This is a genomic window from Brachybacterium tyrofermentans (assembly GCF_014897585.1).
Lineage (GTDB): Bacteria > Actinomycetota > Actinomycetes > Actinomycetales > Dermabacteraceae > Brachybacterium > Brachybacterium tyrofermentans.
The window spans coordinates 73,732-99,133 of the sequence record NZ_JABUXW010000005.1 but is presented as its reverse complement, the minus strand read 5'-3'; the positions used below and the strand labels follow the sequence as shown (position 1 = coordinate 99,133).

The window sequence follows — 25,402 nt, the reverse complement described above, 5'->3', positions numbered from 1 at the left end:
CGAGAAAGGCACCCATGAGCCCCGAACCCCGACGTCGCCACGTCCTCGCCGCCGCCGGAGCACTCACGCTCGGAGCCGGCGCCGCCTCGTGCGGCCCCCGGCCCGAGCCGGAGCTTCCCGACGTCCCGGACATCACCCTGCCGACCTATCAGCCGTTGGAAGGACTCGCCCCGGATCTGGTCGGCAATGCCGATGGTCTCCATGACGCGTACCTGACGGTCCCCGAGCAGCTGATCTCGACCACCTCAGGCAGACCCATCACCTCGGGCACGATCTCCGGCCTGACCCAGACCTTCCAGACCCCTCCTCCGCCGATGGACCGCAACCCCTATTGGAAGCGCCTGAACTCGGCGATGGGTGGCGTGCTCGATCTCGACGTGGTGGTGGACGACTATCCCTCGAAGTTCGCCACCACCCTGGCCTCGGGCAATCTGCCGGATCTCATGTGGGTGCCGCCGAACCAGGGCATACCCAACATCGGGCCGATGCTCGATGCGGCCTTCACCGATCTCACCGACTACCTGGCCGGCGACGCAGTGCTCGAGTACCCGAACCTCGCCGCTCTCCGGCAGGACTCCTGGCGCACCGCGGTGGTCAACGGGAGGATCTGGGGAGCTCCCATCCCGTCGACACCCTTCGGCCAGGTCTACGTCGGCAATCCGGAGGTCTGGCAGGAGGTGGACGGATTCACCGCCGAGAGCGCAGCCCAGTTCCTGGAGAAATGCCAGGAGCTGTCGATCCCGGGCAAGCGCTGGGCGCTCGAGCCCTTCCTGCCCAATGCGTTCCATATGATCGGCGAATGGTTCGGTGTGCCCAACGGATATAGGGTCGAGGAGGACCGCAGCCTCACCGCCGCGCAGCAGACCGACGAGTACCTCGAAACTCTCGAGTTCGCTCGTGAGCTGTTCGCCGCAGGGGCGTTCTATCCCGACCTGAACCTCGCGGAAGCACCCCAGCTGCTGACCAACGGCACCCTTGCCGCGATGGTCTCGGTGGGGCCGCGCGGTGCGGCGGAGACTCGCCTGAACAATCCCGATCTCCTGGGCGACATCCTGATCCCGTTCCCTGCCGTCGACGGGCGCATCCCCACCTATGACATGGGGTACGGCACTGTCGGTTTCACCCCGTTCCGCAAGACTGCTGACGAGGCCCGCATCCGCGAGCTGCTGAGCGTGGTCGATTATCTGTCTGCTCCCTTCGGGACCACCGAGTACATGCAGGTCAACTGGGGCACCGAGGGCAAGGAGTACACGGTCGAGGACGGCAACTACGTGTTCACGGAGGCGGGGGCCCAGAACGTGCCCGGCCTGCAGAGCGCCCTGCAGATCATGGCTGCGGGCGAAGGCGTCATCTACAACCCGATCCCCGAGGACACCCGCTACATCTACGAGTGCGAGCAGGAGCTGCTGCCCCTGGCGCAGAAGAGCCCGATCAAGGGCCTGTACTCGCCGACCAACTCGCGTCTCGGCACCAAGATCAAGACCCGCCTGGACGAGGCGCGCGACGAGGCGATCCAGGGCCGCGGCACGATCGACGACTTCAAGGCCGCTCTCCGGGACTGGGAGGAGAAGGGCGGCAAGCAGATCCTCGAGGAGTTCTCAGAGCTGCTGCCGGACGACGTCCCGGTCACCCCCTCGAACCGGGTTTGAGGCGCCCGGCGTCCGGCACCCGGGTCAGGGCTGGAACGGTCCCAGGTCGGCGGTGGTCTCGCCCTCTAGGGCGACGGTCCGGTCCAGGATGTCCTCGGCGTTGACCGTATCGATCCCGGCCTCCGCTGCGGCGGTCTCGATCGGGACCCCGAACTGGATGTTCCGCTGCTTCAGCAGATCCGCCCTGCCCTCCTGATGCAGCCAGCACTTCGCCCAGTGACCGGGTGAGACCTCGACCTTCTCCGGCTCCTTCTCGTTGCAGATGTCCATCGCGAAGGGGCAGCGAGGGTTGAAACGGCATCCCTTCGGCGGGGTGATCAGGCTGGGCGGCTCGCCGAGATCCCCCACCTCGTCGAAGAGGGACTGCTGATCACCCTCCAGGCCACGGCCGGGGTCCGGGGAGGAGTCCAGCAGCAGGCGCGTGTACGGATGCTGCGGGTCGTGGATGACCTCTTCGGAGCTGCCGCCCTCGACCATCTGCCCGGCGTACATGACGTTGATGCGGTCGGCGATGTACCGGGCCGACGCGATGTCGTGCGTGATGTAGAGCAGGGCCAGGCCCTCCTCGTCGCGCAGCTTCTTGAGCAGGTTCAGCACATCCAGGCGGATGGAGACGTCGAGCATCGAGATCGGCTCGTCGCCGAGCATCACCCGCGGTTCGACGGCGAGCGCACGGGCGATCACGATCCGCTGACGCTGCCCTCCGGAGAGCTCATGGGGGTACTTGTCGATGTACTGCTCGGGCGGGGTGAGGTTCACGCGCGTCAGCAGCTCATGGATCCGCTGCTCGACCTGCTTCGCCCCACGGGCCTTGCCGTGGATCTTCAGCGCCCTGCCCAAGATGTGGCGGATCGGCTTCAGCGCGTTCAAGGAGGCGAAGGGGTCCTGGAACAGCAGCTGCACCTGGCCGTAGTACGTCAGCGCCTTGCGCCCCGTGACGTGGCTGACGGGCTTCCCCTCGAGCAGGATCTCCCCGCCGGTGGTCGGGTAGTACAGGCTCAGCAGACGGGCAACGGTGGTCTTCCCGGACCCCGACTCCCCCACCATGGCGACGATCTCGCCGCGGTGCAGCTCGAGGTCGATGCCTTCGACGGCGCGCACGACAGCGCTGCCCTTCTTGCCGCGCACGGTGAAGTGCTTGGTGACGTCACGGGCCTCGAGGACGACCTCACGCTCGGCATCCTGTCGGGGCTGCTCGGTGCGGGTGGATGTCGTGGTCATGCTGCGTGTCCGTTCTCGGAGCGGGCGTCGGAGGGACCGGCGCCCACGGGCTCCTTCTGGGGGTCGTTGAGATGACAGGCCGCGTCGACCTTCTCGCTCACCTGCACCAGCTCGGGTCGCTTCGTGAGACAGAGGTCCATCGCCCGGGCGCAGCGCGGTGCGAAGGCGCAGCCGTCGGGGAGGTTCATGAGGTCCGGCGCCGTGCCGGGGATCCCGCGCATCTCGACCAGCGGTGCGTACAGCGGCGGGAACGAGTCCCGCAGCGCCTTCGTGTACGGGTGCTTGGGGTGGTGGTAGAGCTCGGTCGACGGTCCGATCTCGACGACCTTCCCGGCGTACATGATGGCCAAGCGGTCCGAGAGCTCCAGCAGCAGGGAGAGGTCGTGGGTGACGAACACGATCGCGAATCCCAGCTCGCGCTGCAGCCGCAGCACCTGACTCATGATGGTCCGCTGCATGACGACGTCGACCGCGGTCGTGGGCTCGTCCATCACCACCAGATCGGGGTCGCAGGCCAGAGCGAGGGAGATCAGGGAGCGCTGGCGCATGCCGCCGGACATCTCATGCGGGAAGGAGTCCACCCGGTCACGAGGGATGCCGGAGAGGGCCAGGAGGTCGCCGGCCCGCTCGAGCGCCGCCTTCTCGCTCATCCGCGGATCGTGCTGGCGCAGCACGTCGACGAACTGGGCGCCGAGCCGCTTGACCGGGTTCAGGGCGTCCATCGCACTCTGCATGACGATGGCGAGCTTGTTCCACCGCAGGTGCAGCAGCTCCTTGTCGGTACGGGGCACGAGATCCGTGACGGTCCCGTCGTCCCCGTGGTAGAGCACCTTCCCGCCGACGGTGACCGCCGGCGAGCGCTGGAGGCGCAGCAGCGCAGTGGTGAGCGTCGACTTCCCGGAGCCGGACTCCCCGGCCAGGCCCAGGATCTCTCCCCGGCGCAGGGTGAAGGACGCATGGGAGACGGCGCTGACGGCGCCGTTGAGGGTCAGGTAGTCGACGCTGAGGTCCTGCACCTCGAGCAGGACATCTCCGACATCGCGACGGGTCACGGTGGGCTCCTTGAGAACTGGATGACTGCGGATTCAGGGGTTCAGCGGGCCGGCGGCCCCGGGACGGCCGATCCGTCGGGCGGATGGGCGTCTGCACCACCCGCCCGACGACATCAGGCGATCGGCTTGAGCTTGGCCATGGTCTGCCAGCCCTCCGGGCCGTACGGACGCGGAACGATGTCTCCCTCACCGAGCGGGCTCTGCGGGAAGCCCTCGAAGTTCTTGCCGCTGGCCTCGAGGAAGGAGGCCGAGGCGTTGAACGGCGCGCAGTAACCCTCCTCCACCACGATCTTCTGCATCTGCTGGCTGAGCTCGACGAGCTTGGTCTCGTCGTACTCGACGCGGGAGGCGTCCAGCAGCTCATCGAGCTCGGGATTCTGGATGCGGCCGTAGTTCCCATCGCTCGACTCCCCGATCGGGAGGGCATCCTTGGAGTGGAAGTCGGCGTAGACCGCGGAGAGATGCGGGCCGCCGCCCACCCAGCTCATGCCGATCTCGAACTCGCCGGTGCCGAACTGATCCCAGATCTGTGCGTCCGGGATCTTCAGCACCGCCACATCGAGGCCCAGCACGTCCTTGAGCTGCGCCTTCACGCCATCGGACCAGGTGGACCAGTTGACGTAGTCGGCGACCGTCTTGAAGGAGACCGGGTAGGACTCGCCATCCTTGACCAGCTTGCCGCCCTCGACGCTCCAGCCGCCGTCGGCCAGGAACTTCTTGGCGGCCTCGTGGTCCGCAGCATGCTGGACCCGGTACTCCGAGGCCACGGCCTCGCCGAAGATCTTCTCGTCCATCGTGGTGGGGCTGGTCGAGGAGAGACCGATGTCGAACAGCGAATGGATCTGGTCGGTGTCCAGTGCGGCGTAGACGGCCCGGCGCACGTTCTTGTCGTCGAACGGCGCCTTGGCCGTGTTGAAGATGAGGCTCTCCGTGCCCACCAGCTCCACGGTCCAGTAGTGGTTGCCCTTGGCCACGATCGTGTCCTCGGCGTTCTGCAGCGAGAGGGTCGCCACATCCATCGTGCCCTGCAGGATCATCGACTTGCCGATCTCGGCGCTGCCGTACGGCGTCCAGTTCACGGTGCCGATGTGATCCCAGGCGCCCATGAAGTGGTCGTCGCGGACGGCGAAGGAGACCCGCTGCGGGGTGAACTCCTTCACCACCAGTGGAGAGGAGGTCACGGGATCGGCGTTGGTGAACGATGCGAGGTCCTCGGCGGAGAAGACGTGCTCGGGGTACAGCGGCACCTCCGCGAGTTTGCGATCGCCGCTGATGTCGGCGTTCTCCTCGCTCCAGGTGACCTCTGCGACGAGGTCGTCGACCGCGGTGACCTCGAAGTCGTAGCTGGTGACGGTGGCCTTCTGCTTCTCAGCCTGCTTCGGCAGCTCCATCACCGTGTAGACCAGGTCCGCGGTGGTGATCTTCTCGCCGTCCGACCACGTCGCGTCATCGCGCAGGGTCACGGTGGCCTTCCGGGCCTCCGGATCGAAGTCGATGCTCTCGGCGAGCCACGGGACGATCTCGTACTTGTTGTTCACGTCGGCGTATCCGAGCGTGTCGTAGAGGTAGTTTGAGCCGATCACGCCGTCGGTCGGGGAGAACGGGTTGAAGTTCTCGATGAACGTGGGACGTGGACCGAAGGAGTTGACGTTTATGGAGGCCTTGGCCCCGTCGCCGCCCCCGTCACCGGCAGTCTTGTCGAAGCTGCATCCGGCGGCCGCGCCGACGGCGGCCGCCGCAGCTGAGCCGGCGAGGAAGGTGCGTCGCGTGGAGCTCGTGGTCATGTCTGTACCTCTGATTCGTGCGGAAGGAACATCAGGGAGAACTGCAGGGGGTGGAACAGTCAGTTCGATGCCGTGACGGCGGTGCGCTGCTCTGCGCGTGCCTCGGCCCGCTGACGTCTGAGGAAGGCGCGGACGACCTTCTCGTTGCCTGTCCGCAGCTTCGGGTTGGTGACCTCGTCCAGGCCGAAGTTCACCATCGCCGTCGCGGTGCCGATCACGGCGATCGCGAGGCCGGGGGGCAGGAACCACCACCAGAAGCCCAGGGTGAGCGCGCCCTGGTTCTGGGCATTGGTGATCATCGTTCCCCAGGAGATGACGCCGCCGGTGGAGACGCCCAGGAAGTTCAGCCCGGCCTCGGCGAGGATGCCGGCCATGATCGCGGCCAGGAAGCGCGCGGAGATGATGCCCAGCAGATGCGGCATGATCTCGAACAGGACCAGGCGCCAGGTCTTCTCGCCCAGCAGCTTGGTGGCCATCGAGAAGTCGCGGCCGCGCAGGGTGAGGGTCTGGGCGCGCATGTACCGGGCCATGCCGGGCCACTCGAAGATGCCGATGAGGAAGGCCATCATCACCCAGCCCATCCCGGCCGATCCGGGCCCGCCCGCGGCGGAGATGTACCCGGCCGCGATCAGGGTCAGGGCGAAGGACGGCATGGTCATGAAGACATTCGTGATCGCATTGACGACGGTGTCGTACGCCCCGCCGATGAAGCCGGCCGAGACGCCCAGGAGGGCACCGATCGTGCAGGCCAGCAGTGCGGAGAGAGTCCCGACGGCGAGTGAGCCGCGGGCACCGGCGATGAGCTGGGACAGCACGTCCTGGCCCGAGATCGTGGTGCCCAGGAGGTGCCCGCCCCGCAGCGGCGCGCTGGCGACGTAGTCGTAGTCCACGTCCAGGGGGCCGAAGCCGTACACCTTCAGGATCAGGTCGCCGAAGATCGCGATCCCGGCGCAGAGGCCGAAGGCGGCCAGGCCGATCTGCACGCGGCGGTTGTGGAGGAATCCGGTGAACATGGGAGTGCCTCAGTTCGTGTCGGCCGCGCGCGGATCGAGGAGCACGTAGATCGAGTCGGCGATGAAGTTCGCGACGATCGCGGTGAAGGTCAGCAGCAGCAGGACCGTCTGCATGACCGGGAAGTCGTGCCCGGTGATGGAGGTCTGCAGCAGGTACCCCATGCCGGGATAGGTGAACACGGCCTCGATGAGCACCGCGCCGCCGATCACGCCGCCGATCGCCATCGCCAGACCGGTGACGTTGGGCAGGAGCGCGTTCCGCGCCGCATAGCTGAACAGCACCTTCTTCTCCGGCAGGCCCTTCGCGCGGGCCATCAGCACGTAGTCCTCGGTGACGGTGGCGACCATGACGTTGCGCATCGAGAACAGCCAGCCGTTGAAGCCGATGAAGATCAGGGCGAACATCGGCAGGGCGCCGTAGTACACGACGCTGAGGAGGAAGTAGAAGTTGTTCAGGGACATCGGGACCGACGTGTCGTATCCGCCTGAGACCGGGAACCATTCCAGCGTGATCGAGAAGATCCACAGCAGCACCAGGGCGATCCAGAAGCCCGGGAAGGCGTGGAAGAACGTGGACAGCGGGGCGAACCAGGAGTCGAAGCGGTTGCCGGGCTTCCAGCCCATCACCGCCCCGAGGATCGTGCCGATGATCCAGGCGACGACCGTGCTCACCCCTATGAGGAACAGGGTCCACGGCAGGGCCTGCAGCACGATCTCGGAGACCGGCGTGGGGTAGTGCGCGGTCGAGACGCCGAAGTCGAACTTCGCCACGCCCACCCAGTAGTCGACGTACTGGTGGAGGATGTTCTCGGTCGGATTCCCGTACATGCGGCGCACGGAGGCGATCTGCGAGGCCGACGGCGGCTCGCCCGTGGTCTGCCTGATCTTGCGCAGGATCGCCTCAGCGGGATCGCCGGGCATGAAGCGCGGGATGAAGAAGTTCAGGGTCACCGCCGCCCAGATCACGATGAGATAGCTGCCCAGGCGACGCAGGAAGTACGCCCCGCGGCCGCCAGCTCCACGCCGGCGCCTGGCGCCGGTGACACCGGGCAGGCTGGACTCCGGCCGGAGCGGTTCGTCCAGGGCGACCTCGCGTCGACCTGTCGCAGTGGGCTGCGTCATCGCTGAGCCTCACGGGTCATCGTCGGTTCTCCGGCTTCTCGGGGACGGTGCGCGGACGGTCGTCGCGGAGAGCACCCAACGGGCCTCTGTTCAGCGACGACCACGTCGCGACGTGCGGACGATCACATCCGCAAAAGGATTTACGAAATATAAGCGGCAACCTCTGACATCGTCAACAGCGGACCGGAGAACCGCCGATCCGTCACCCTTTCGTGATCTGGCCTGGAGCATCGCCGCAGATCGGGGCCGACGCCGATCGGCCCGATCTCCCCTGTGGGGCGACCGGGCTGCTCGGGCCGACGGGCCCGCGACGACTCAGATGGCGGGAAGCGTCGCCGTCACGACTGCTCGCGCCGGGACCCTGGCCGCCAGCACCGCGGCGGCACCCACCGGAACCTCAGCCGTCGGCGCGACCGAAGACGTGCCCCTCCGCGAGGGCGAGGCGCGTGGGCTGCTTCTCGAGATCGAGCAGCAGCACCTCGTTGCGGCCGGCGCGCACCAGCGGTGCGGGCACGTAGAGGGTCTGCTGCGGGCCGATGTTCCAGTAGCGGCCCACGCAGAAGCCGTTGACGTAGGCGACGCCGTGCCCGGCTGCGGAGACGTCCAGGAAGGCATCCGCCGCACCATCGGCCTCGAAGGATGCACTGACCAGCACGGGCAGGGCGTCGTCGAGCACGGTGGAGGTGCCAGCCTCGGAGACGTCGTCAGCCCGTGCTGCGCCGTCGGCCCCCATCGCGCCGACCGCCTCGGACCCGGCCGCCAGCTGCGCGAGCTCGGCGCCCATCTCCTCGAGCGGCCAGGCGTCGGCCTCCCAGTCGTTGAGGAAGCGGATGGTCTGCCAGACACCGCCGAGGATGCCTTTGCGCTCCCCCAGCCGCGGGCCGAAGTTCACGCGCCCGAGGTTCTCGACCAGGATCTCGAGGCGCACGGTGCGGCGCCCGCCGTCGGGCAGGAGGCGATCGGCGAAAGGGCTCAGCTCGACCGTGGCGGGATCGGTGTCCCGTGCCTCGTCGCCCATCACGCCGGTCGCGCCGACGTAGATCCCGTCGACGTAGATCCATGCGCGGTCGTGCAGGTCGTAGAGCTTCAGCGGGGAGATGACAGTGCGCCCCTCGCGCACGGAGGCGGCGATCTCGATGTCGCGGCTCAGCCGCAGCAGGCCGCGCTCGAGGCCGAGATCCTCGAAGGAGGGCGGGGTGGGGTGCACATCCGCGACGCGCGAGAAGCGCTCGGTGCCGCGCAGGGCGACGACCTTCTCGATCGGCACCTCCGTCGCTCGCAGGCGGGCGGGGACTGCGTCGAGCCCGAGCCGGGCCAGGTGCTCCTCGAGCGGCGGCAGCTCGACATGGCGGGCGATGACCTCACGGAACGCGCGGAACTTCTCGGTGAGCTCGCCGTTCTCCGCGATCGGGGCGTCGTAGTCGTAGCTCGTGGTGGTGGGCTGGAGCGCCTCGTCATAGTTGGCGCCGGCGCGCAGCCCGAAGTTGGTGCCGCCGTGCGCCATGTAGAAGTTGACGCTCATGCCGTGCTCGAGCATGTCGGTGAGCTCGCCGGCGGCATCACCCCCGGTCCGCTCGTGATGCTCCTCGCCCCAGTGGTCGAACCAGCCGTTCCAGAACTCCATGCACATCTGCGGCTGCGAAGGCAGCTCCTCCTGCGCCATCGTGAGCACCTCGAGCGCGCGCGAGCCGAAGTTCACGGTGCCGAGCGCCCCCTCGACGGTCCCGCCGGTCAGCCACATGCGGGCCGGCCCGTCGGAGGTCACCAGCAGCTCGTCGATCCCGCGGGCGAGCAGACCGTCCCGCAGGTGGGCGAGGTAGGCCGTGTCGTCCCCGAAGCTGCCGTACTCGTTTTCCACCTGGACCATCACGACGTTGCCGCCGCGGCTCGCCTGGCGCTGCGCGATCACGGGGATGAGCTGGTCGAACCAGGCGTCGACGAGTGCGAGATAGGGGGCGTTGCGGTTGCGCAGGCGCAGATTGCGGTCGGCGAGGATCCAGCCGGGGAAGCCGCCGTTCTCCCATTCGGCGCAGATGTAGGGGCCGGGGCGCACGATCGCATCCAGGCCCTCCTCGCCGGCGATGTCCAGGAAGCGTCCGAGGTCCGCGATCCCCTCGAAGTCCACGACGTCCGCCGAGGGCTGGTGCACGTTCCAGGCCACATAGGTCTCCACCGTGTTGCACCCCATCGCGACCAGGCGGCGCAGGCGATCGCGCCACTGGTCGGGGTGGACCCGGAAGTAGTGGATCGCTCCGGAGATCACGAGGTGGGGTTCGCCGGCGCGGAGGAATCCGTCGGGCGTGGGTTGCAGCAGGGCGGTCATCGGTGGTCGTCCTCTCGGTGAAACGTCTTACGTCCAGTGTCGCAGGAACCCCGCGTCCGACGCGCACCGTCCGCCGGGTGTCAGCGCCCGGGTTCGTCAGCTCTCCTGGATCCTCAGCGCTCCTGGATCACTGCGGCGGAGCCTGCGTGGACGGTGAAGGCGCCGCCGGCGTCGGTGCCGGTGAGCAGCTCGCGCCCGCTGACCTGCACCACCTGGTCCCGGTCGGAGTGGTTGAGCACGAACAGGTAGGTGGTGCCGTCCTCGGCGAAGCGCCGCACGGCCTCCACGTCGCGGTGCAGGCCCGACACCGAGGGCTCCACACCCGCGGCGGCGACGATCTCCGCCACGAGGGTCTCGAGCCCCTCCGCCGAAGGACGGGCCGCCACGTACCAGGCCGCGCCGTCGTCCGCCCCGACCCCGTGCCGGGTCACGGCGGGCCAGCCGCGCAGCGGACCGTCGGCCCAGCTGCGCACCACCTCAGCGCCCTCGAGATGCGTCTTCTCGCTCCACAGGTCCGCGTCGGTCCCGTCGTCGAGATGGAGGATCTCCCCGGCCTGCAGCGGGTAGAACTCCTCGGTGCGGACCCCCAGCAGGTCACGGAATGCCCCGGGGTAGCCGCCGAGGTGCACGTGGTCGTTCTCGTCGACGATGCCGGAGAAGAAGGTGATGACCACCTGGGTGCCGGCGCGGGCGGCGTCGGCCAAGCGGTCGGCGTCCTCCTCGTGCACCGAGTACAGGGTGGGGGCGATGACCAGCTCGTAGCCGGTGAGATCGATCCCGGTGGGCACCATGTCCACGCCGACGCCGAGGTCCCACAGCGCGGTGTACCAGCGCAGCAGCTCCTCGTTGTAGCGCAGCGCCTGGGTGGGATGGGAGTCCAGCTCGCTGGCCCACCAGGAGGGGTAGTCCACGACGATCGCGACCCGGTTCAGCACGCGGCTGCCGTGCACGGGGGCGAGAGCTTCGAGCGCCCGTCCCAGAGCCACCGTGTTCCGCCAGACGTCGGTGTCCTGGCCGCCGTGGGGAACCATCGCGGAGTGGAACTTCTCGGCACCGGCCCGGGACTGGCGCCACTGGAAGAACATGATCCCGTCCGCCCCGCGCGCGACGTGCGAGAGCGAGTTGCGCAGCATCTCCCCGCGCCCCTTGGCGCGGTTGCGCGGCTGCCAGTTCACGGCCGACGTGGAGTGCTCCATGAGGATCCAGGGGTCGCCGCCGGCCACGCCGCGAGTGAGGTCCGCGGCCATCGCCAGCTCGATCTGGCCGCGCTCCTGGGCAGCGATCAGGTAGTGGTCGTTGGCGACCAGGTCGACGTCGCCCGCCCAGGAGTAGTAGTCCATCCACTTCGTGGCGCTGGAGAGCATGAAGTTCGTGGTGGCCGGGATGCCCGGGGTGACCTCGCGCAGCACGTCGCGCAGGGCCCGGTAGTGGGTCAGCAGCTCGTCGCTGGAATAGCGGGCGAAGTCGAGCTGCTGCGTGGGGTTCGCGTAGGTCGGTGCGGCACGCGGCGGCAGGATCTCCTCGAAGGAGTCGTAGCGCTGGGACCAGAACGCCGTGCCCCAGGCGTCGTTGAGCGCCTCGATCGTCTCGTACCGGCGCTCGAGCCAGCCCCGGAACGCGAACGCGGCATGGTCGGAGTAGTCGTGCGGGACATGGCAGCCCAGCTCGTTGTCGACGTGCCACAGCGCGAGCGCGGGATGCTCGCCATAGCGCTCGGCCATCACCCTCGTCATGCGCAGCGCGTACTCCCGAAACAGGGGCGCGGAGACCGCGTAGGCCTGGCGCCCGCCCTGGCCCAGCACGGTGCCGCCCTCGGTGACCGGGAGGAGCTCGGGGTGAGTGCGGGTGAGCCACGGCGGCGGCGAGGCGGTCGCAGTGGCCAGGGCGACCTTGATCCCGGCATCGGCGAGGTCGTCCATGACCTCGTCGAGCCAGGCGAAGTCGTACTCGCCCTCGCGCGGCTCGAGCGTGGCCCAGGCGAAGATCGCGACGCTGACCAGGTTCACGCCGGCCTCGCGCATGAGGTCGACGTCCTCGAGGCGCACCTCGCGGGGCCACTGCTCCGGGTTGTAGTCGCCGCCGTAGATGATCCCATCGACTCCGAGCGGCCAGGGGCGTGAAACGGTCATGTCTCCTCCATCGCGAGAACTTTCCGGAATGCCTACTGACCAGGGTAGTCGGCAGGATCCCTGCCGGGTGGGTCTCCACCGGATGCCCCCGTCGGCCGCCACCTCGTCCTCCGCCCCCTCACCCTGCCTGCTCGGAGAAGATCTCCGTGAAGCGCCCGCCACGGGCGAGCAGCTCGTCGTAGCGTCCGCGCTCGACCACGTGACCCTCGTCGACCACGAGGATCTCGTCCATGCCGCGCAGGGTCCATGCCCGATGCGAGACGACGATCGTGATCCTGCCGGCCCTTATCCCGGGCAGCGTCCGCCGTCGACCGGCTGCGGTGGCCGACGGGTCCGTGCCGATCAGGCGCCCCGGCCGACGGGCGCGAGGCGCCGAGAGCCGCCGGCTGCGGCCCGGTCAGCGGGTCTGCGTCGGGTCCCCGATCCAGCCGAGCACCAACGGCGCCCGCGTGGTCCTCTCGTAGGCGACGAACAGGAACGGGGAATCCAGCACCAGCTCGTGCACGTCCGCCGGTGCCGACACGGCTCCGGCGCCGACCGCGGTCGCGGCGGCCGCCTCCATGCCCCCCTCATCGACCGTGATGACGGCCTTCTGCAGGACCGCGGAGATGGCCAGCTCCTCCTGGGTCGTGATGCCGGAGAAATCGGCAGCGGCGGTGAAGGCGTCGGTCATGCCGAGCCCCTGGAGGATCTCCATCAGCGACGCATCCCCGTCGATGTCGAAGCCCGGGAAGGTCAGCTCGGTGGTCGCCTCACCTCGCTCGAGCCCGTCGAGCAGTGCGGCCAGGCCCGCCCCCGGATCCACCGCGGCATCGACCCAGGTATCCAGGACGCTCGCGAGGTCCGCGGCCGGCTGCACCAGGGCGAGCGCGAGGGCGTTCCCGGCGGTGTCCAGCGCGGTGGCGCGGCACAGGTCATCCTCGTACCAGGACGAGGTGGGGCCGCTGAGCATCTCCGCGCTCACCTCCTCGCCCGCGCCGGTGGTGAAGGTGCCTCCCGCCGACGACAGGGGCTGCGGCCAGGCGGCCTTGAGGTGCAGGGCGTTGACCAGCACCAGGCGGGTCGAGGCGTCGAGCGCACCCTCGGGGATGAGGTCCTCGATGAGGTCGTTCGTGGCGTCGGCGACCCAATCGTTGACGCGTCCGCGTCCCTGCTCCCGCTTCCGCTCGTCGGTGAAGTCGACCTGGTAGACGCCGCTGCCGAAGTGGGTCGCCAGGCCTTCCAGGAACTCCTGCTCGACGGCGAGGTCCTCCTGCAGCCAGGTGCCGTTGACGAGCGCGGCGACGGCCGGCTCGGGCTCCTCGTCATCGGCCTTCTCGCGCTCCTCGTCGCCGATGGCGGCGAGCACGCTGGACAGGGTGTTCGCGGTGGCCGCGAGCTCGTCGATGCTGCGGCCGAGCACCTCCTCCATCTGAGCACGGGTATCCCCCGCCGCACCGAGGCCGGCCATGGTCAGCGCCACCTGGGCGGACAGCGGCGAGCAGACGGTGTTCACCGCGGACCTGTCCACGGCCCCGAGCAGGCGGGCGCTGAACGGGACTGTCAGGGTGCCGGCGCCCTCGGCCGGGCCGGGATCGGCGCGCGGCACCTCGGCGGCGAGATCCGGCTCCCCGGCCTCACCGGGGCCGGCCCCCTCGCTGCAGGCCGCGAGGCCGATGGTGGCCAGCGGGAGCGCCGTCCCCGCTGCGAGCACGGCCCGACGGGGGATTCCGGGGCGCGGCACGGGACAGGACGTCAGTGAGGTCATGGGTCCCATCGAAGAGGGCTGACGTCGCGGATGCAAGCACCCCCGGCTACGGAACAGCACCGTTCGCCCCGATCAGGGACCGCCGAACACCCCGCCCCTCTCCCGAACGCCTCCCGAATGCGATTGTGCGCTGCGCTTCCCGGCAAGGAAGCACAGCGCACAATCGCGTCGCGGTGACGCAGGGACGGGGCCGGACCCGGCGGTGGGGCGTCAGCCCTTGATGGAGCCCTCGGTGAGACCGCCGCGCCAGAAGCGCTGCAGCACCAGGATGAGGATCGCCAGCGGGATCACCGACAGCAGGGCGCCAGTGGTGGTGAGCTGGTAGAACTCCGGCAGACGATCTGTCTGGGCCCGCCAGTTGTCCAGGCCCAGGGTGATCGGATACAGCTTCTCGTCGGCCAGCATGACCAGCGGGAGCATGTAGTTGTTCCAGATCGCGACGAACTGGAACAGCAGGATGGTCACGATCGCCGGGGTGAGCTGCGGGAGCGCGAGGCGATGGAACAGCCCCAGCTCTCCCACGCCGTCGATCCGGCCCGCCTCGAGCAGCTCGTCCGGCACCGCGGCGCCGGCGTAGATCGACGCCAGGAACAGACCGAAGGGGCTCACCAGCGACGGGATCAGCACGGCCCAGTAGGTGTTGGTGATCCCGATCGAGGAGAACAGGAAGAACAGCGGCAGGGCCACGGCGGTGCCGGGAACCAGCACACCGCCCAGGACCAGCCCGTACACGAGCTTCCGACCCCGGAAGCGGTACTTGGCCAGGGCATACCCGGCGGCGACCGAGAAGTAGGTGGCCAGCACGGAGCCGACCCCGGAGTACAGCAGCGAGTTCAGGCCCCAGCGCGGGAAGATGCCGCCGTTGGAGGACAGCACCGCCTTGATGTTCTCCCACAGCTGGAAGCTCTCGCCGAACCAGAACCCGCTGGTGCCGAAGAGGTCCTCGGTGGACTTGGTGGCATTGATGACCACCCAGTACACCGGCACGAGGAAGTAGAGCGCGACGATCGCGAGGATCGCGGTGACGAGGATCGTCGTAGTCGGCTTACGACCTGCGTTTCGATTCCCGAGGCGACCGTCACCCCGGGCGGCCTTGGCGGCATTGCCCAGAGGCTTGTTCCGCCTGGCAGTGGTGGTGGTGCTGCCGGCGGGGGCGTTGTCGGTGGAGCTCATCGGCGCTTCTCCGTCCAGTTCGAGACTCCCAGCGCGATGGCCGAGAGGAGGAAGGCGGCGACCGCGATGATCACGGACTGCGCCGCGGCCATGCCGATGTCGTTGTACTGGAACGCGAAGGCATAGGCGGACATGTTCGGGGTGTACTCCGAGGTGATCCCGGCACTCATGGTCTGCAGCAGCCTCGGCTCCGCGAACAGCTGCAGGGTGCCGATGATCGAGAAGATCACCGTGAGCATCAGGGCCGGGCGGATCAGCGGCAGCTGGATCGAGGTCGCGACACGCAGCGAGCTGGCGCCGTCGAGCTTCGCCGCCTCGTACAGCTCACCGGGGATCGCTTTCAGCTGCGCGATGATGATGAGCATGTTGTAGCCCGTGTACGTCCAGGTCACGATGTTCGCGATGGACCACAGCACCATGTTTGGGCCGAGGAAGTCGATGTCGATCCCCACCGCCCCGAGGACGTCCACGATCGGGGACAGACCCGGGATGTAGAGGAACGACCACAGGATCGTGGCGATGACACCGGGGATGCCGTAGGGCAGGAAGTAGGTGGCGCGAAAGAAGCCGGGCCACTTCGCCGAGGCGCTCTCGAGCAGCAGCGCGAGGACCGTGGCAGCGATGATCATGACCGTCACCTGCACGATGCCGAACAGGATCATGCGACCGATGGATGCCACGAAGTTCGCGTTGGTGAGCGCGGCGACATAGTTGTCGAACCACGCGAAGGAGTTCGTGAGCCCTTTCTCGCCGAGCAGACCCGAGCGCGTGACGGTGGTGAAGCTGTAGCCGATCGCCATGATGATCGGCACGATCATCGTGCCGATGAACACGATCAGGAAGGGTGCCAGCAGCACCCACGGAGCTGTCCTGCTTCTCATCGTGCCTCCTCCGCATCCAAGCCCATGTCCCGCATGATCGTGATGATCTCCTTCTGCGAGTTCTCGAGCATGTCCACGAGCGTCTGCTCGCCGGCGACGGCCTGGGTGAAGCCGTCACCGATGATGGCCTGTGCACGCTGCATCATCGGCGCCCAGGTCCAGTCGAGGTTCTGCCCCTCGGCCATCGGGACGATGACCTCCTCGTTGTAGTTCTGTCCGGAGAAGAACTCCGAGGGCTGCTGACGGACCGTGCCGATGTAGTCCTTGGCGGGCGACCAGCCGATGCCGGAGAACTCGATCATGGCGTCGATCCCTGCCGGATCGGTGCACATCCAGGTGAGGAACTCGAGCGCCTCGACGGGATGCTTGCTGGTGGACAGCACCGCGGCCGATGAGCCGCCGTGGCCGCCGGAGGCGTAGCCGTCCTCCCAGCGAGGCATGGGCGCCACGGCCCACTTGCCGGCCCCGCCGGGGACCGTCTCGACCAGCGCATCCGACCATGAACCGCTGATGGAGGCGAGCACGTCGCCGTCACCGGCTGCGGCGTACCACGGCGTCGAGAAGGCGCCGTACCCGGCGCCGATGATCTTCTTGTCCAGGATGTCGTCCCAGAACTCCGCGACCTTCATCGAGGCGTCGCCGACCATGTCGATGACCCAGCCGTCCCCTTCGGGACGGAACCAGGTCGCGCCGGACTGCATCGCCCACGCGATCGGATAGGAGCCATCGGAGGGGTCGAGGCTGATGAGCATCTTGCCGGCCTCGGAGACAGCGGCCGCGGTCTCGCGGAACTCGTCCCAGGTGGCCGGGACCTGCAGCCCGAGCTCCCCTTCGAGAACCTCACGGTTGTAGAAGGTGGCCACCGGGCCGGTGTCCTGGGGGACCGCCCAGTAGGAGTCGCCGACCTTGACCTGGGCGATCGCCCCGGGGTCGAAGGCGTCCGCCTGCTCGGCGAAGTCGTAGCGGGTCAGGTCGACCAGGGCGCCGGCGAGGGCGAACTCCGGGACCTGCCGCAGCTCGACCTGGGCGATATCGGGACCGCCGCCCGCGGCGACCGCGGACAGGATCTTGGCATAGCCGCCCGAGTTGCCGCCGGGGATCCAGGTCGTCTCGACCTTGATCCTGTCCTGGCTGGCGTTGTAGACGTCCGCGACCTTCTGCAGGTCCTTCAGCCAGGCCCAGTAGCTGACGGTGACGGGACCGTCGGATGGGGGGATGGTCGCCTCAGCATTGACGTTGCCGGGGTTCGGCGGGGCGCAGGCCGCTAGGGCAGCGCCCATTCCGACGGCGCCTGAGGCGGCGAGCGCCGCGCGCCGTGTATAGCTCTTCATGAGGGTGGGCTCCTTTCCTCCTCGTCGAGGGTGAACGTTCACGATAACCGGATCCGGGGCGGATCCGGCCCCCAGGTTCGGACCGTGACCTACGGGTGCGTCACATCACATCCGCGATCTTCGGCAACTTCGTGAACGAACCTCGGAAAACTCTACATTGTGATATGCGCGTCGTCCGGCCCCAGGGGGCTCTGCTGGCGGTCGGGAAATAGTTTCACGGTGGTAGCGTGACCGCCCGGTGGCCACGGCCACCCTGCCCTCGTGCCCTTCGGCGCACGTCAGCGGCCCCTCCTCACCCCTTCTTCACCAAGGATCATCCTCATGGTCGACATCCGCCTGGATGCTCAGTGGATCGACTACGCGATCATCGCGTTGTACTTCGTGTTCGTGCTCGGCGTCGGCTGGTACGCCAAGCGCGGAGTCTCGAACTCCATCGAGTTCTTCCTGTCCGGCCGCTCCCTGCCTGCCTGGGTCACCGGCCTCGCCTTCATCTCCGCCAACCTCGGCGCCGTCGAGATCATGGGCATGTCCGCCACGGGCGCCCAGTACGGCATGCCGACCATGCACTACTTCTGGGTCGGCGCCATCCCCGCGATGCTGTTCCTCGGCGTCGTGATGATGCCGTTCTACTACGGCTCCAAGGTGCGCTCGGTCCCCGAGTTCATGCGCATGCGCTTCGGCACCGGCGCGCACCTGGTGAACTCGATCAGCTTCGCCGTCGCGCAGCTGCTCATCGCCGGCGTGAACCTGTCGCTGCTGGCCATCATCGTGAACCGTCTGCTGGGCTGGCCGATGTGGGTGGGCCTCGTGCTCGCCGCCGCGTTCGTGCTCTTCTACATCACCGTCGGCGGCCTCTCCGCCGCGATCTACAACGAGGTGCTGCAGTTCTTCGTGATCGTCGCGGCCCTGCTGCCGCTGACGCTGATCGGCCTGCACCGCGTGGGCGGCTGGAACGGCATGAAGGAGCGCATCGCCGGTGACGGCATGCTCGGCGAGGAGCAGCTGCACTCCTGGCCCGGTCAGGCGCTGTCCGGCTTCGACAGCCCGATCCTCTCCGTCGTCGGCATCGTCTTCGGCCTCGGCTTCGTGCTCTCCTTCGGCTACTGGACCACGAACTTCGTGGAGGTCCAGCGGGCGATGGCGTCGAAGTCCATCACCGCCGCCCGGATGACGCCGATCATCGGCGCCTTCCCCAAGATGTTCATCCCCTTCATCGTGATCATCCCCGGCATGCTCGCCGCGGTGCTGGTCGGGGAGCTGACCGAGTTCAAGCAGCTGGACGTCGCGGGCGATGCCGCCGGGGCCGCCGCCACCGGCGTCACCTACAACGACGCCCTGCTGCTGCTCATGCGCGACGTGCTCCCCAACGGCCTGCTCGGCGTCGCGATCGCCGGTCTGCTGGCCGCGTTCATGGCCGGAATGGCCGCGAACATCTCGGCCTTCAACACCGTGGTCACGTACGACCTGTACGAGCAGTACGTGAAGAAGGATGCGCCTGATGCGCACTACATCAAGGTGGGGCGCTACGCGACGCTCGCCGCCTGCATCATCGCGATCTTCACCGCGCTGATCGCCGGCAGCTTCTCGAACCTGATGGACTACCTGCAGGCCCTCTTCGGGTTCTTCAACGCGCCGCTGTTCGCGACATTCATCCTGGGCATGTTCTGGAAGCGGATGTCCCCGACCGCCGGCTGGGCCGGTCTGGTCGCCGGCACGCTCTCCGCCGTGGCCCTGTGGGCCGGCTCGACGTTCTTCAGCATCTTCGAGCTGCCGGGCCAGGGTCTCGCCTTCGTCTGCGCGGCCACCGCCTTCGTGGTCGACATCATCGTCTCCGTGGTGGTCACGCAGTTCACCGCCCCGAAGCCGGCGCACGAGCTGAAGGGCCTCGTCTACTCCGAGACCCCGAAGGCCGATCTGGTCGACGCCGACGAGAAGAACCTCCCGTTCTGGCGCCGCCCCGTCCCGATGGCGGGCATCGGCCTCGCCCTCGTCGTCATCCTGAACATCGTCTTCGCCTGAGCGCGGACGGAGGAGAACACTCATGAGTGCACACAAGGATCAGAGCCACGGCAAGCGCCGGGCCACCGGGACCGAGCCCGCATCGGCCACCCCGCTCGGGGCCGACGCCGCACCCGCGGGCGCGGACGTCCAGACCGCCGGCGCCTTCGACATCCGCAACTTCATCGGCACGCTGCTGGGCCTCTTCGGGGTGCTGTTGACCCTGATGGGTCTGTTCGCGTTCGACGACGCGGCGGCCGCGAAGACCGGCGGGATGAACGCCAACCTGTGGGCGGGCCTGGCCATGATCGTCGTGGCCATCGCCTTCGTCGTCTGGACGAAGCTGGACCCGATCCGCATGGTCGTCCGCGAGAACGAGGACGGCGCCGAAGTGCCCCGCGACATCGCGCCCCTCGACTGAGCGACGAGCTGACAGGGTCGGCACCGCTCGACCCTCGCCGGGTCCGCTCGACCCTCACCGATTCCCTCGATACGTGCCGCTCATGGCACGGATCGGGGGTTTCGCGCGTCCTGCCCGTCCGGGAGGGCCCCTCCTGCTCCCCGGCCGGGCGGAAGGGCCGACGACACCTGCCCCGCACCGGCCGGAGCGCCACCACCCGAGCACCTCTGACCGCACCGCCCGCGTAGCATCGACGCCGATGCCGTCCCCGACGAAGGAGCACGAGTGAACGCCCAGCCCACGACCCCCTCCCCCGAGGTCGACTCCGACGGGAGCTCCGCGAGCCCTGCCCCCGAGGACCACCTCGTCACGACGCTTCATTCGCTCACCCTGCCGGACGGGCCGCTGGACTACACCGCGACCGCCGGCACCGTGGTGCTGCGGGAGGAGCCCGAGGGTGAGGAGTACGGGCGCGGCGCCGCCTACGCCGAGCTGTTCTCCGTCTCCTATCTCGCCCAGGGCACCGACGATCCGCAGCGGCCCGTGATGTTCGCGTTCAACGGCGGCCCCGGGGCGTCGACCGTGTGGCTGCACCTGGGCCTGCTGGGCCCGCGCCGGGTCGACTCCGGGGATGCCGGTTCCCCGGCCGCTCCCCCGCACCAGCTGGTGGACAACCACGAGACGATCCTGCGCCACGCCGATCTCGTCGTGGTCGACGCGATGACCACGGGCTACTCGCGGCCCGCTCCCGGCGCGAAGCCCGCCCGTCATCACGGCTTGACGGCGGACCGCGACCTGATCGCCGCGTTCGTCATCGACTGGCTGACCCGCAACCAGCGCTGGACCTCCCCGATCCACCTCGCCGGCGAGTCCTACGGCACCACCCGCGCCTCCGCCGTCGCCGCTCACCTCATGGACCGCTACTACGTGGCGGTCGCGGGCGTCGTGCTGATCTCCCCCGTGCTCGACTTCGGCACCATCAGCTTCGACCCGGGCAACGACAGCCCCTACGTGCACTACCTGCCCACCTATGCGGCGATCGCGCATGCCCACGGCAAGCATGAGGGGCGCCTGCTGCAGGACGTGGTCGACGAGGCGGAGGCGTTCGCGGAGCAGGAGTACCCGGCGCTGCTCGCCGCGGGCCTGCGGCTCTCGTCGGAGCAGGTCCAGGAGGCGTCGGCCCGGATCGGCGCCCTCATCGGGATCGACCCTGAATGGGTGGAGCGGGCGAACCTGCGCGTCGAGCACCTGGCGTTCCTCGCCGAGCTGCTGCGTGACCAGGGCCTGGTCACCGGCCGCATCGACGGGCGGTTCACGGCGCCCGCGGGAGCGGGCAATGCGGCGACGATGGAGACGGACCCGTCGATCGACCAGCTCGCCCCGTCGTACACCGCGACGATCAACCAGTACCTGCGCACGGAGCTCGACTTCTCCTGCGACGTGGTCTACGAGATCATGTCCGGCCGGGTGCACCCGTGGAGCTACAAGGACTTCGAGAACCGCTCCGTCGAGGTCGCCTCGGATCTCTCCCGGCTCCTGCGGAAGTCCCCGCACACGACGGTCCTGGTCTCCCACGGCTATCACGACGCCGCGACCCCGTTCCATGCGAGCGAGCACGTGCTCGCCCAGCTCGCGATCCCGCGGGAGGACTACGCCGAGCGGATCCGCATCGAGTACTACGAGGCGGGGCACATGATGTACTGCCACGAACCCAGCCGCCTCGCCCTCTCCCAGCACCTCGCGGAGTTCGTGACCGGCGAGGACTCCGCGGTCGAGACCACGTCCGACGGGGACTGACCCGGCGCTCCCCCGACTCGGCTCAGTCCCCGGCCCGGCTCGGTCCTCGAGCGATTCAGCCCTCGAGCGGCTCAGTCCTCGAGTGGCTCAGTCCCCGAACGGCTCAGCCCTCGAGCGGCTCGAGCTTCCCGAGGGTCTCGTTCAGCGACTCGGTCGAGGCCGGGTGGGTCCAGATCCCGTTCTTCAGCTGCGTGGCGGTGGTGCCGGTGCGCATCGCGAGCGCGACGAGGTTGATGACCTCCTGCGCGTCGACGTGGAACAGCCTCGCGCCGAGGATCTCGTCGGTCCGGGCGTCGACCACGAACTTCACGATCCCGCGCGGATCGCCGACGGCCTTCGGGCGCGGCATCGCCTTGATCGTCGCGGTCTTCTGCGAGGCCACGAGCACGTCGCGTCCTGCGGCGAGCGCCTCGCCGGCGGTGAGACCGACGGCCGCGAGCGGCGGGGTGAGGAAGGTGGTGGTGGGCACGGCGACCCGGTCGGTGGTGGTGCGCTCCCCGTCTCCCTGCAGCTGGGAGAGCACGATCCGGAAGTCGTCGAGGGAGAGGTAGGTCTGCTGAGACCCGCCGTGGACGTCGCCGATCGCGTACACGTTCTCGGCGCTCGTGCGCAGATGCTCGTCGACCACGATCGCGCCGCGCTCGTCAACGTCGATCCCTGCCTGCTCGAGCCCGAGGTCGTCGGTCGCGGGGCGCCTGCCGGTGGCGAGCAGGATGGCGTCGGCCTCGATCCGGCGCTCCTCGGAGCCGACGCGCAAGACGACCACCGCACTGGCAGAGCTGTTCTCACTCGCGGAGCTGCTCCCGCTGGCAGAGCTGTCCTCGCTCGCGGTGCTGTTCCCACTGCCCGCGCCGTCCTCGATCCGTACCGCCGAGGCCTCGTGCAGCACGTGGATGCCGTCGCCCTCGAGCACGCTGGTGACCTCGGCGGCGACGTCCTCGTCCTCGTCGGGCAGCAGGCGCTCACGACGGTTCACGAGCGTGACGTCGGCCCCGTACCCGGCGAACATCGAGGCGAACTCGAGGCCGATGGGGCCGGCGCCGATCACGGTGAGGCGGGCGGGCAGCGGGTCCACGTGCTGCACGCTCGTGGAGTCGTGCACCCGCGGGGAGTCGATGCCGGGCAGGTCCGGCCGGGTCGGGGTGGCACCGGTGTTCACGATGACCACGTCGGCCGAGGCGGTGAGCACGTCGTCGCCGCCGGTGACCTGCACGGTGCGCTCGGCGGTGAAGCGGGCGCGGCCGTCGATCAGGGTGACGGCGTCGAGGTCGGCGAGCATGTGGTGGTTGACGTCGCGCATCTTCCCCACCACGGTGTCGCGGCGCTCGACGGCGCGGGCCCAGAACTGCTGCGCGTCGTCGTCCTCACGGCGCTGCTCCGCGTCGTGGACGAGGGTCTTGGTGGGCACGCAGCCGATGTTGATGCAGGTGCCGCCGTGCATGGTGTCGAACTGCTCGACCATGCCCACACGCTTCCCCGCCCCGCCGAGCGTGGCGGCGAGGGTCTTGCCGCCCTTGCCCCAGCCGATCACGAGGACGTCGAAGGTCAGCTCGGGAGCGTCACCGGAGCCGCGGGCCGGTTCAGAGGCTCGGACAGATTCAGAGTCGCGGACAGGTTCAGTGGTCGAGGTGCTCATGGCCCCACCGTAGCCTGGACCCCCGTACCCCGGCAGGCACTCTGCCCGTCGGGCAGAGTTTTCCCGCCCCTGCCGGAACCAGCAGGTGCACACTGGAGCCATGACCAGCCCGCTCATCGAAGACCACGCCCTGCTGTCGGACCAGCGCGCCACCGCCCTCGTGACCAGGGAAGGGGTCATCAACTGGCTGTGCCTGCCCCGCTTCGACTCCGATGCCCTCTTCTGCTCGCTGCTCGGCGACGACGAGAACGGGCACTGGTCGCTGCGGATCGCTGACGGCGAGGTCCTCTCGCGCCGCTACCTGCCCGGCACGATGGTGCTCGAGACGGTGTGGCGCTCCCCCACCGGGACCGCCACCGTCACCGAGTACATGCCGATCACCGGCGGCGGGGAATCCGGCACCGGAGCCGGCACCGACACCGGTGACTCCGACTCCGCCGTGGCCGACGCCGACAGCACCGGGGGTGAGGCGACCGGGTCCTCGCCGGGCCCCGGGAGCGCCTCCTCCCTCTCCGGGGACGTCGACGACCACGCGGACCTCGTGCGTCATGTGGAATGCCATGAGGGCGAGGTCGAGGTGCTCCAGGAGCTGAAGATCCGCTTCGAGTACGGGCAGGCGGTGCCCTGGGTGCGCCGCGGCGAGGACGAGGCCGGGAACCGTGTGCTGATCGCCGTCGCCGGCGGGGACGGCATCGCGCTGCACGGCCCCGCACTCACTCCGCACGGCCGGACCCACCGGGGCACGCACCGCCTGCGCGCCGGGGAGAGCACGTGCTGGGTGCTCACCTGGTTCCCCTCCTGGCAGCAGGTGCCCGCCGCGCTCGAGAGCGAGACCGCCCTCGAGGCCACCATCGCGGAGTGGACCGGCTGGCTCGGCCAGGTGCGGGTCGACGCCGAGTACGAAGAACCGGTGACCCGCTCGCTGCTCGTGCTGCGGGCGCTGACCCACCGCCGCACCGGCGGCATCATCGCCGCCGCGACCACGAGCCTGCCCGAGGACTTCGGTGGGGTGCGCAACTGGGACTACCGCTACTGCTGGCTGCGCGACGCGGCCCTGTCCCTCGAGGCGCTGCTGGGCCACGGACACGTCGACGCCGCCGCGACCTGGCGCGACTGGCTGCTGCGGGCGATCGCCGGGGATCCGGAGCGGCTGCAGATCATGTACTCGATCACCGGGGACCGGAACCTGCCCGAGCGGGAGGTGCCGCATCTGGCGGGCTACGAGGGCTCGGTGCCGGTGCGGGTCGGCAACGGGGCGGCCGATCAGTACCAGGCGGACGTGGTGGGCGAGGTGATGATCGCCCTCGCGGCGATGCGCGATGCCGGCTTGGAGGAGACCGCCTGGTCGTGGCCGCTGCAGAAGGCACTGGTGCGCTACACCGAGGACCGGATCGACGAACCCGACCAGAGGATCTGGGAGATGCGCGGCGACCCCGCCTACTTCACCCATGGCCGGGTGATGGTGTGGGCGACCTTCGACCGCGCCGTCCGTGCCGTCGAGGATCACGGCCTGCCGGCCACCACGGAGCAGGTCACCCGCTGGAAGCACATCAGAGACCAGGTGCGCCAGGAGATCATGACCCGAGGGGTGGGTGCCGACGGAGCCCTCACCCAGACCTACGGCTCCACCGAGGTGGACGCCTCGCTGCTGCAGATCCCCCACACGGGCTTCCTGCCGGCGAACGACCCGCACATGCTCGCCACCGTGGCCCGCATCGAGCAGGACCTGCGCACCGAGGACGGACTGATCCTGCGTTACCGCACGCAGGGCCAGGACGGTCTGCCCGGGGATGAGCACCCCTTCCTGGTGTGCTGCTTCTGGCTGGTGGAGCAGTACGCCGCCTCCGGTCGCCGCGACGAGGCCGAGGCGCTCATGGAGCAGCTGCTGGGGTGCGCGAACGATCTGCACCTGCTGGCCGAGGAGTTCGACAGCGGCGCCGGACGCATGGCCGGGAACTTCCCGCAGGCCTTCAGCCACCTGGGCCTGATCCGCGCCGTCGACGCCCTCGCCACGACCCGGGACTGACTCCGCGGTCGGTCCCCGCCACGCGGCAAGGCCCTTCCACGCCGTCGGGCCCTGCCACGCGGTCGGGCCCCGCCCGGCCGTCGGGTGCAGACTGGATGGACCACCCGTCGACGAAGGAGC

17 protein-coding genes are annotated in these 25,402 nt (G+C 68.9%); 5 read left to right on the top strand and 12 right to left on the bottom strand.

The genetic code is table 11. The features are described from left to right. The first annotated feature begins 14 nt into the window (after window positions 1-14). Window positions 15-1,649, top strand: a complete 1,635-nt coding sequence (locus INT49_RS04980; RefSeq protein WP_193116616.1) for a type 2 periplasmic-binding domain-containing protein — start codon at window positions 15-17, stop codon at window positions 1,647-1,649. A gap of 24 nt (window positions 1,650-1,673) precedes the next feature. On the opposite strand, the gene INT49_RS04975 is transcribed toward INT49_RS04980, so the two are convergent. The 11 genes from INT49_RS04975 to INT49_RS04925 form a co-directional block, all read right to left on the bottom strand. Then, window positions 1,674-2,870 (bottom strand): ABC transporter ATP-binding protein, encoded by a 1,197-nt coding sequence (locus INT49_RS04975; RefSeq protein WP_226849756.1) that lies wholly within the window; start codon window positions 2,868-2,870, stop codon window positions 1,674-1,676. After that, window positions 2,867-3,922: an ABC transporter ATP-binding protein gene (locus INT49_RS04970; RefSeq protein WP_193116615.1), complete on the bottom strand. Its 1,056-nt coding sequence runs from the start codon at window positions 3,920-3,922 to the stop codon at window positions 2,867-2,869. The genes INT49_RS04975 and INT49_RS04970 overlap by 4 nt, the downstream gene beginning before the upstream one ends. Window positions 3,923-4,035: 113 nt before the next feature. Further along, window positions 4,036-5,706: an ABC transporter substrate-binding protein gene (locus tag INT49_RS04965; protein WP_193116614.1), complete on the bottom strand. Its 1,671-nt coding sequence runs from the start codon at window positions 5,704-5,706 to the stop codon at window positions 4,036-4,038. A gap of 59 nt (window positions 5,707-5,765) precedes the next feature. Next, a complete protein-coding gene (locus INT49_RS04960) occupies window positions 5,766-6,719 on the bottom strand; it encodes an ABC transporter permease (protein WP_193116613.1) in 954 nt (317 codons plus the stop codon). A gap of 9 nt (window positions 6,720-6,728) precedes the next feature. After that, complete coding sequence (locus tag INT49_RS04955; RefSeq protein ID WP_193116612.1) at window positions 6,729-7,841, bottom strand: ABC transporter permease; 1,113 nt, start codon at window positions 7,839-7,841, stop codon at window positions 6,729-6,731. A gap of 397 nt (window positions 7,842-8,238) precedes the next feature. After that, window positions 8,239-10,164, bottom strand: coding sequence for a glycoside hydrolase family 35 protein (locus INT49_RS04950; protein ID WP_193116611.1), 1,926 nt, complete (start codon window positions 10,162-10,164; stop codon window positions 8,239-8,241). Window positions 10,165-10,277: 113 nt separating this feature from the next. Continuing rightward, complete coding sequence (locus tag INT49_RS04945) at window positions 10,278-12,293, bottom strand: beta-galactosidase (RefSeq protein WP_193116610.1); 2,016 nt, start codon at window positions 12,291-12,293, stop codon at window positions 10,278-10,280. Between the two features lie 397 nt (window positions 12,294-12,690). Beyond that, window positions 12,691-14,040 (bottom strand): serpin family protein, encoded by a 1,350-nt coding sequence (locus INT49_RS04940; RefSeq protein ID WP_193116609.1) that lies wholly within the window; start codon window positions 14,038-14,040, stop codon window positions 12,691-12,693. A 210-nt stretch (window positions 14,041-14,250) separates the two neighbouring features. Further along, window positions 14,251-15,213 (bottom strand): carbohydrate ABC transporter permease, encoded by a 963-nt coding sequence (locus INT49_RS04935; RefSeq protein WP_193116608.1) that lies wholly within the window; start codon window positions 15,211-15,213, stop codon window positions 14,251-14,253. Next, the gene (locus INT49_RS04930; protein ID WP_193116607.1) at window positions 15,210-16,094 is read right to left on the bottom strand and encodes a carbohydrate ABC transporter permease; all 885 of its coding nucleotides are present in this window, start codon (window positions 16,092-16,094) and stop codon (window positions 15,210-15,212) included. The genes INT49_RS04935 and INT49_RS04930 overlap by 4 nt, the downstream gene beginning before the upstream one ends. Continuing rightward, entirely contained in the window at window positions 16,091-17,425 is a 1,335-nt protein-coding gene (locus INT49_RS04925) for an ABC transporter substrate-binding protein (RefSeq protein WP_193116606.1), read from the bottom strand. The genes INT49_RS04930 and INT49_RS04925 overlap by 4 nt, the downstream gene beginning before the upstream one ends. Window positions 17,426-17,746: 321 nt before the next feature. On the opposite strand from INT49_RS04925, the gene INT49_RS04920 reads away from it, so the two are divergent. The 3 genes from INT49_RS04920 (at window position 17,747) to INT49_RS04910 (ending at window position 21,620) form a co-directional block, all read left to right on the top strand. Then, window positions 17,747-19,444, top strand: coding sequence for a sodium:solute symporter family protein (locus INT49_RS04920; protein ID WP_193116605.1), 1,698 nt, complete (start codon window positions 17,747-17,749; stop codon window positions 19,442-19,444). 22 nt (window positions 19,445-19,466) lie between these two features. After that, entirely contained in the window at window positions 19,467-19,844 is a 378-nt protein-coding gene (locus INT49_RS04915) for a hypothetical protein (RefSeq protein WP_226849755.1), read from the top strand. 264 nt (window positions 19,845-20,108) lie between these two features. Further along, the gene (locus INT49_RS04910) at window positions 20,109-21,620 is read left to right on the top strand and encodes a S10 family peptidase (protein WP_193116604.1); all 1,512 of its coding nucleotides are present in this window, start codon (window positions 20,109-20,111) and stop codon (window positions 21,618-21,620) included. A gap of 103 nt (window positions 21,621-21,723) precedes the next feature. Here INT49_RS04910 and INT49_RS04905 read toward each other — a convergent pair whose 3' ends face one another. Continuing rightward, window positions 21,724-23,256, bottom strand: a complete 1,533-nt coding sequence (locus tag INT49_RS04905; RefSeq protein WP_193116603.1) for an FAD-dependent oxidoreductase — start codon at window positions 23,254-23,256, stop codon at window positions 21,724-21,726. 100 nt (window positions 23,257-23,356) lie between these two features. On the opposite strand from INT49_RS04905, the gene INT49_RS04900 reads away from it, so the two are divergent. Continuing rightward, the gene (locus tag INT49_RS04900; protein ID WP_193116602.1) at window positions 23,357-25,282 is read left to right on the top strand and encodes a glycoside hydrolase family 15 protein; all 1,926 of its coding nucleotides are present in this window, start codon (window positions 23,357-23,359) and stop codon (window positions 25,280-25,282) included. Window positions 25,283-25,402: the final 120 nt, after the last annotated feature.

What these genes read in the sequence shown, in the direction of transcription:
- INT49_RS04900 (WP_193116602.1), top strand. Translation starts at nt 23,357, where the DNA reads ATGACCAGCCCGCTCATCGAAGACCACGCCCTGCTGTCGGACCAGCGC.
- INT49_RS04980 (WP_193116616.1), top strand. Translation starts at nt 15, where the DNA reads ATGAGCCCCGAACCCCGACGTCGCCACGTCCTCGCCGCCGCCGGAGCA.
- INT49_RS04975 (WP_226849756.1), bottom strand. Translation starts at nt 2,870, where the DNA reads ATGACCACGACATCCACCCGCACCGAGCAGCCCCGACAGGATGCCGAG.
- INT49_RS04955 (WP_193116612.1), bottom strand. Translation starts at nt 7,841, where the DNA reads ATGACGCAGCCCACTGCGACAGGTCGACGCGAGGTCGCCCTGGACGAA.
- INT49_RS04940 (WP_193116609.1), bottom strand. Translation starts at nt 14,040, where the DNA reads ATGACCTCACTGACGTCCTGTCCCGTGCCGCGCCCCGGAATCCCCCGT.
- INT49_RS04960 (WP_193116613.1), bottom strand. Translation starts at nt 6,719, where the DNA reads ATGTTCACCGGATTCCTCCACAACCGCCGCGTGCAGATCGGCCTGGCC.
- INT49_RS04920 (WP_193116605.1), top strand. Translation starts at nt 17,747, where the DNA reads ATGGTCGACATCCGCCTGGATGCTCAGTGGATCGACTACGCGATCATC.
- INT49_RS04905 (WP_193116603.1), bottom strand. Translation starts at nt 23,256, where the DNA reads ATGAGCACCTCGACCACTGAACCTGTCCGCGACTCTGAATCTGTCCGA.
- INT49_RS04935 (WP_193116608.1), bottom strand. Translation starts at nt 15,213, where the DNA reads ATGAGCTCCACCGACAACGCCCCCGCCGGCAGCACCACCACCACTGCC.
- INT49_RS04925 (WP_193116606.1), bottom strand. Translation starts at nt 17,425, where the DNA reads ATGAAGAGCTATACACGGCGCGCGGCGCTCGCCGCCTCAGGCGCCGTC.
- INT49_RS04915 (WP_226849755.1), top strand. Translation starts at nt 19,467, where the DNA reads ATGAGTGCACACAAGGATCAGAGCCACGGCAAGCGCCGGGCCACCGGG.
- INT49_RS04930 (WP_193116607.1), bottom strand. Translation starts at nt 16,094, where the DNA reads ATGAGAAGCAGGACAGCTCCGTGGGTGCTGCTGGCACCCTTCCTGATC.
- INT49_RS04950 (WP_193116611.1), bottom strand. Translation starts at nt 10,164, where the DNA reads ATGACCGCCCTGCTGCAACCCACGCCCGACGGATTCCTCCGCGCCGGC.
- INT49_RS04945 (WP_193116610.1), bottom strand. Translation starts at nt 12,293, where the DNA reads ATGACCGTTTCACGCCCCTGGCCGCTCGGAGTCGATGGGATCATCTAC.
- INT49_RS04965 (WP_193116614.1), bottom strand. Translation starts at nt 5,706, where the DNA reads ATGACCACGAGCTCCACGCGACGCACCTTCCTCGCCGGCTCAGCTGCG.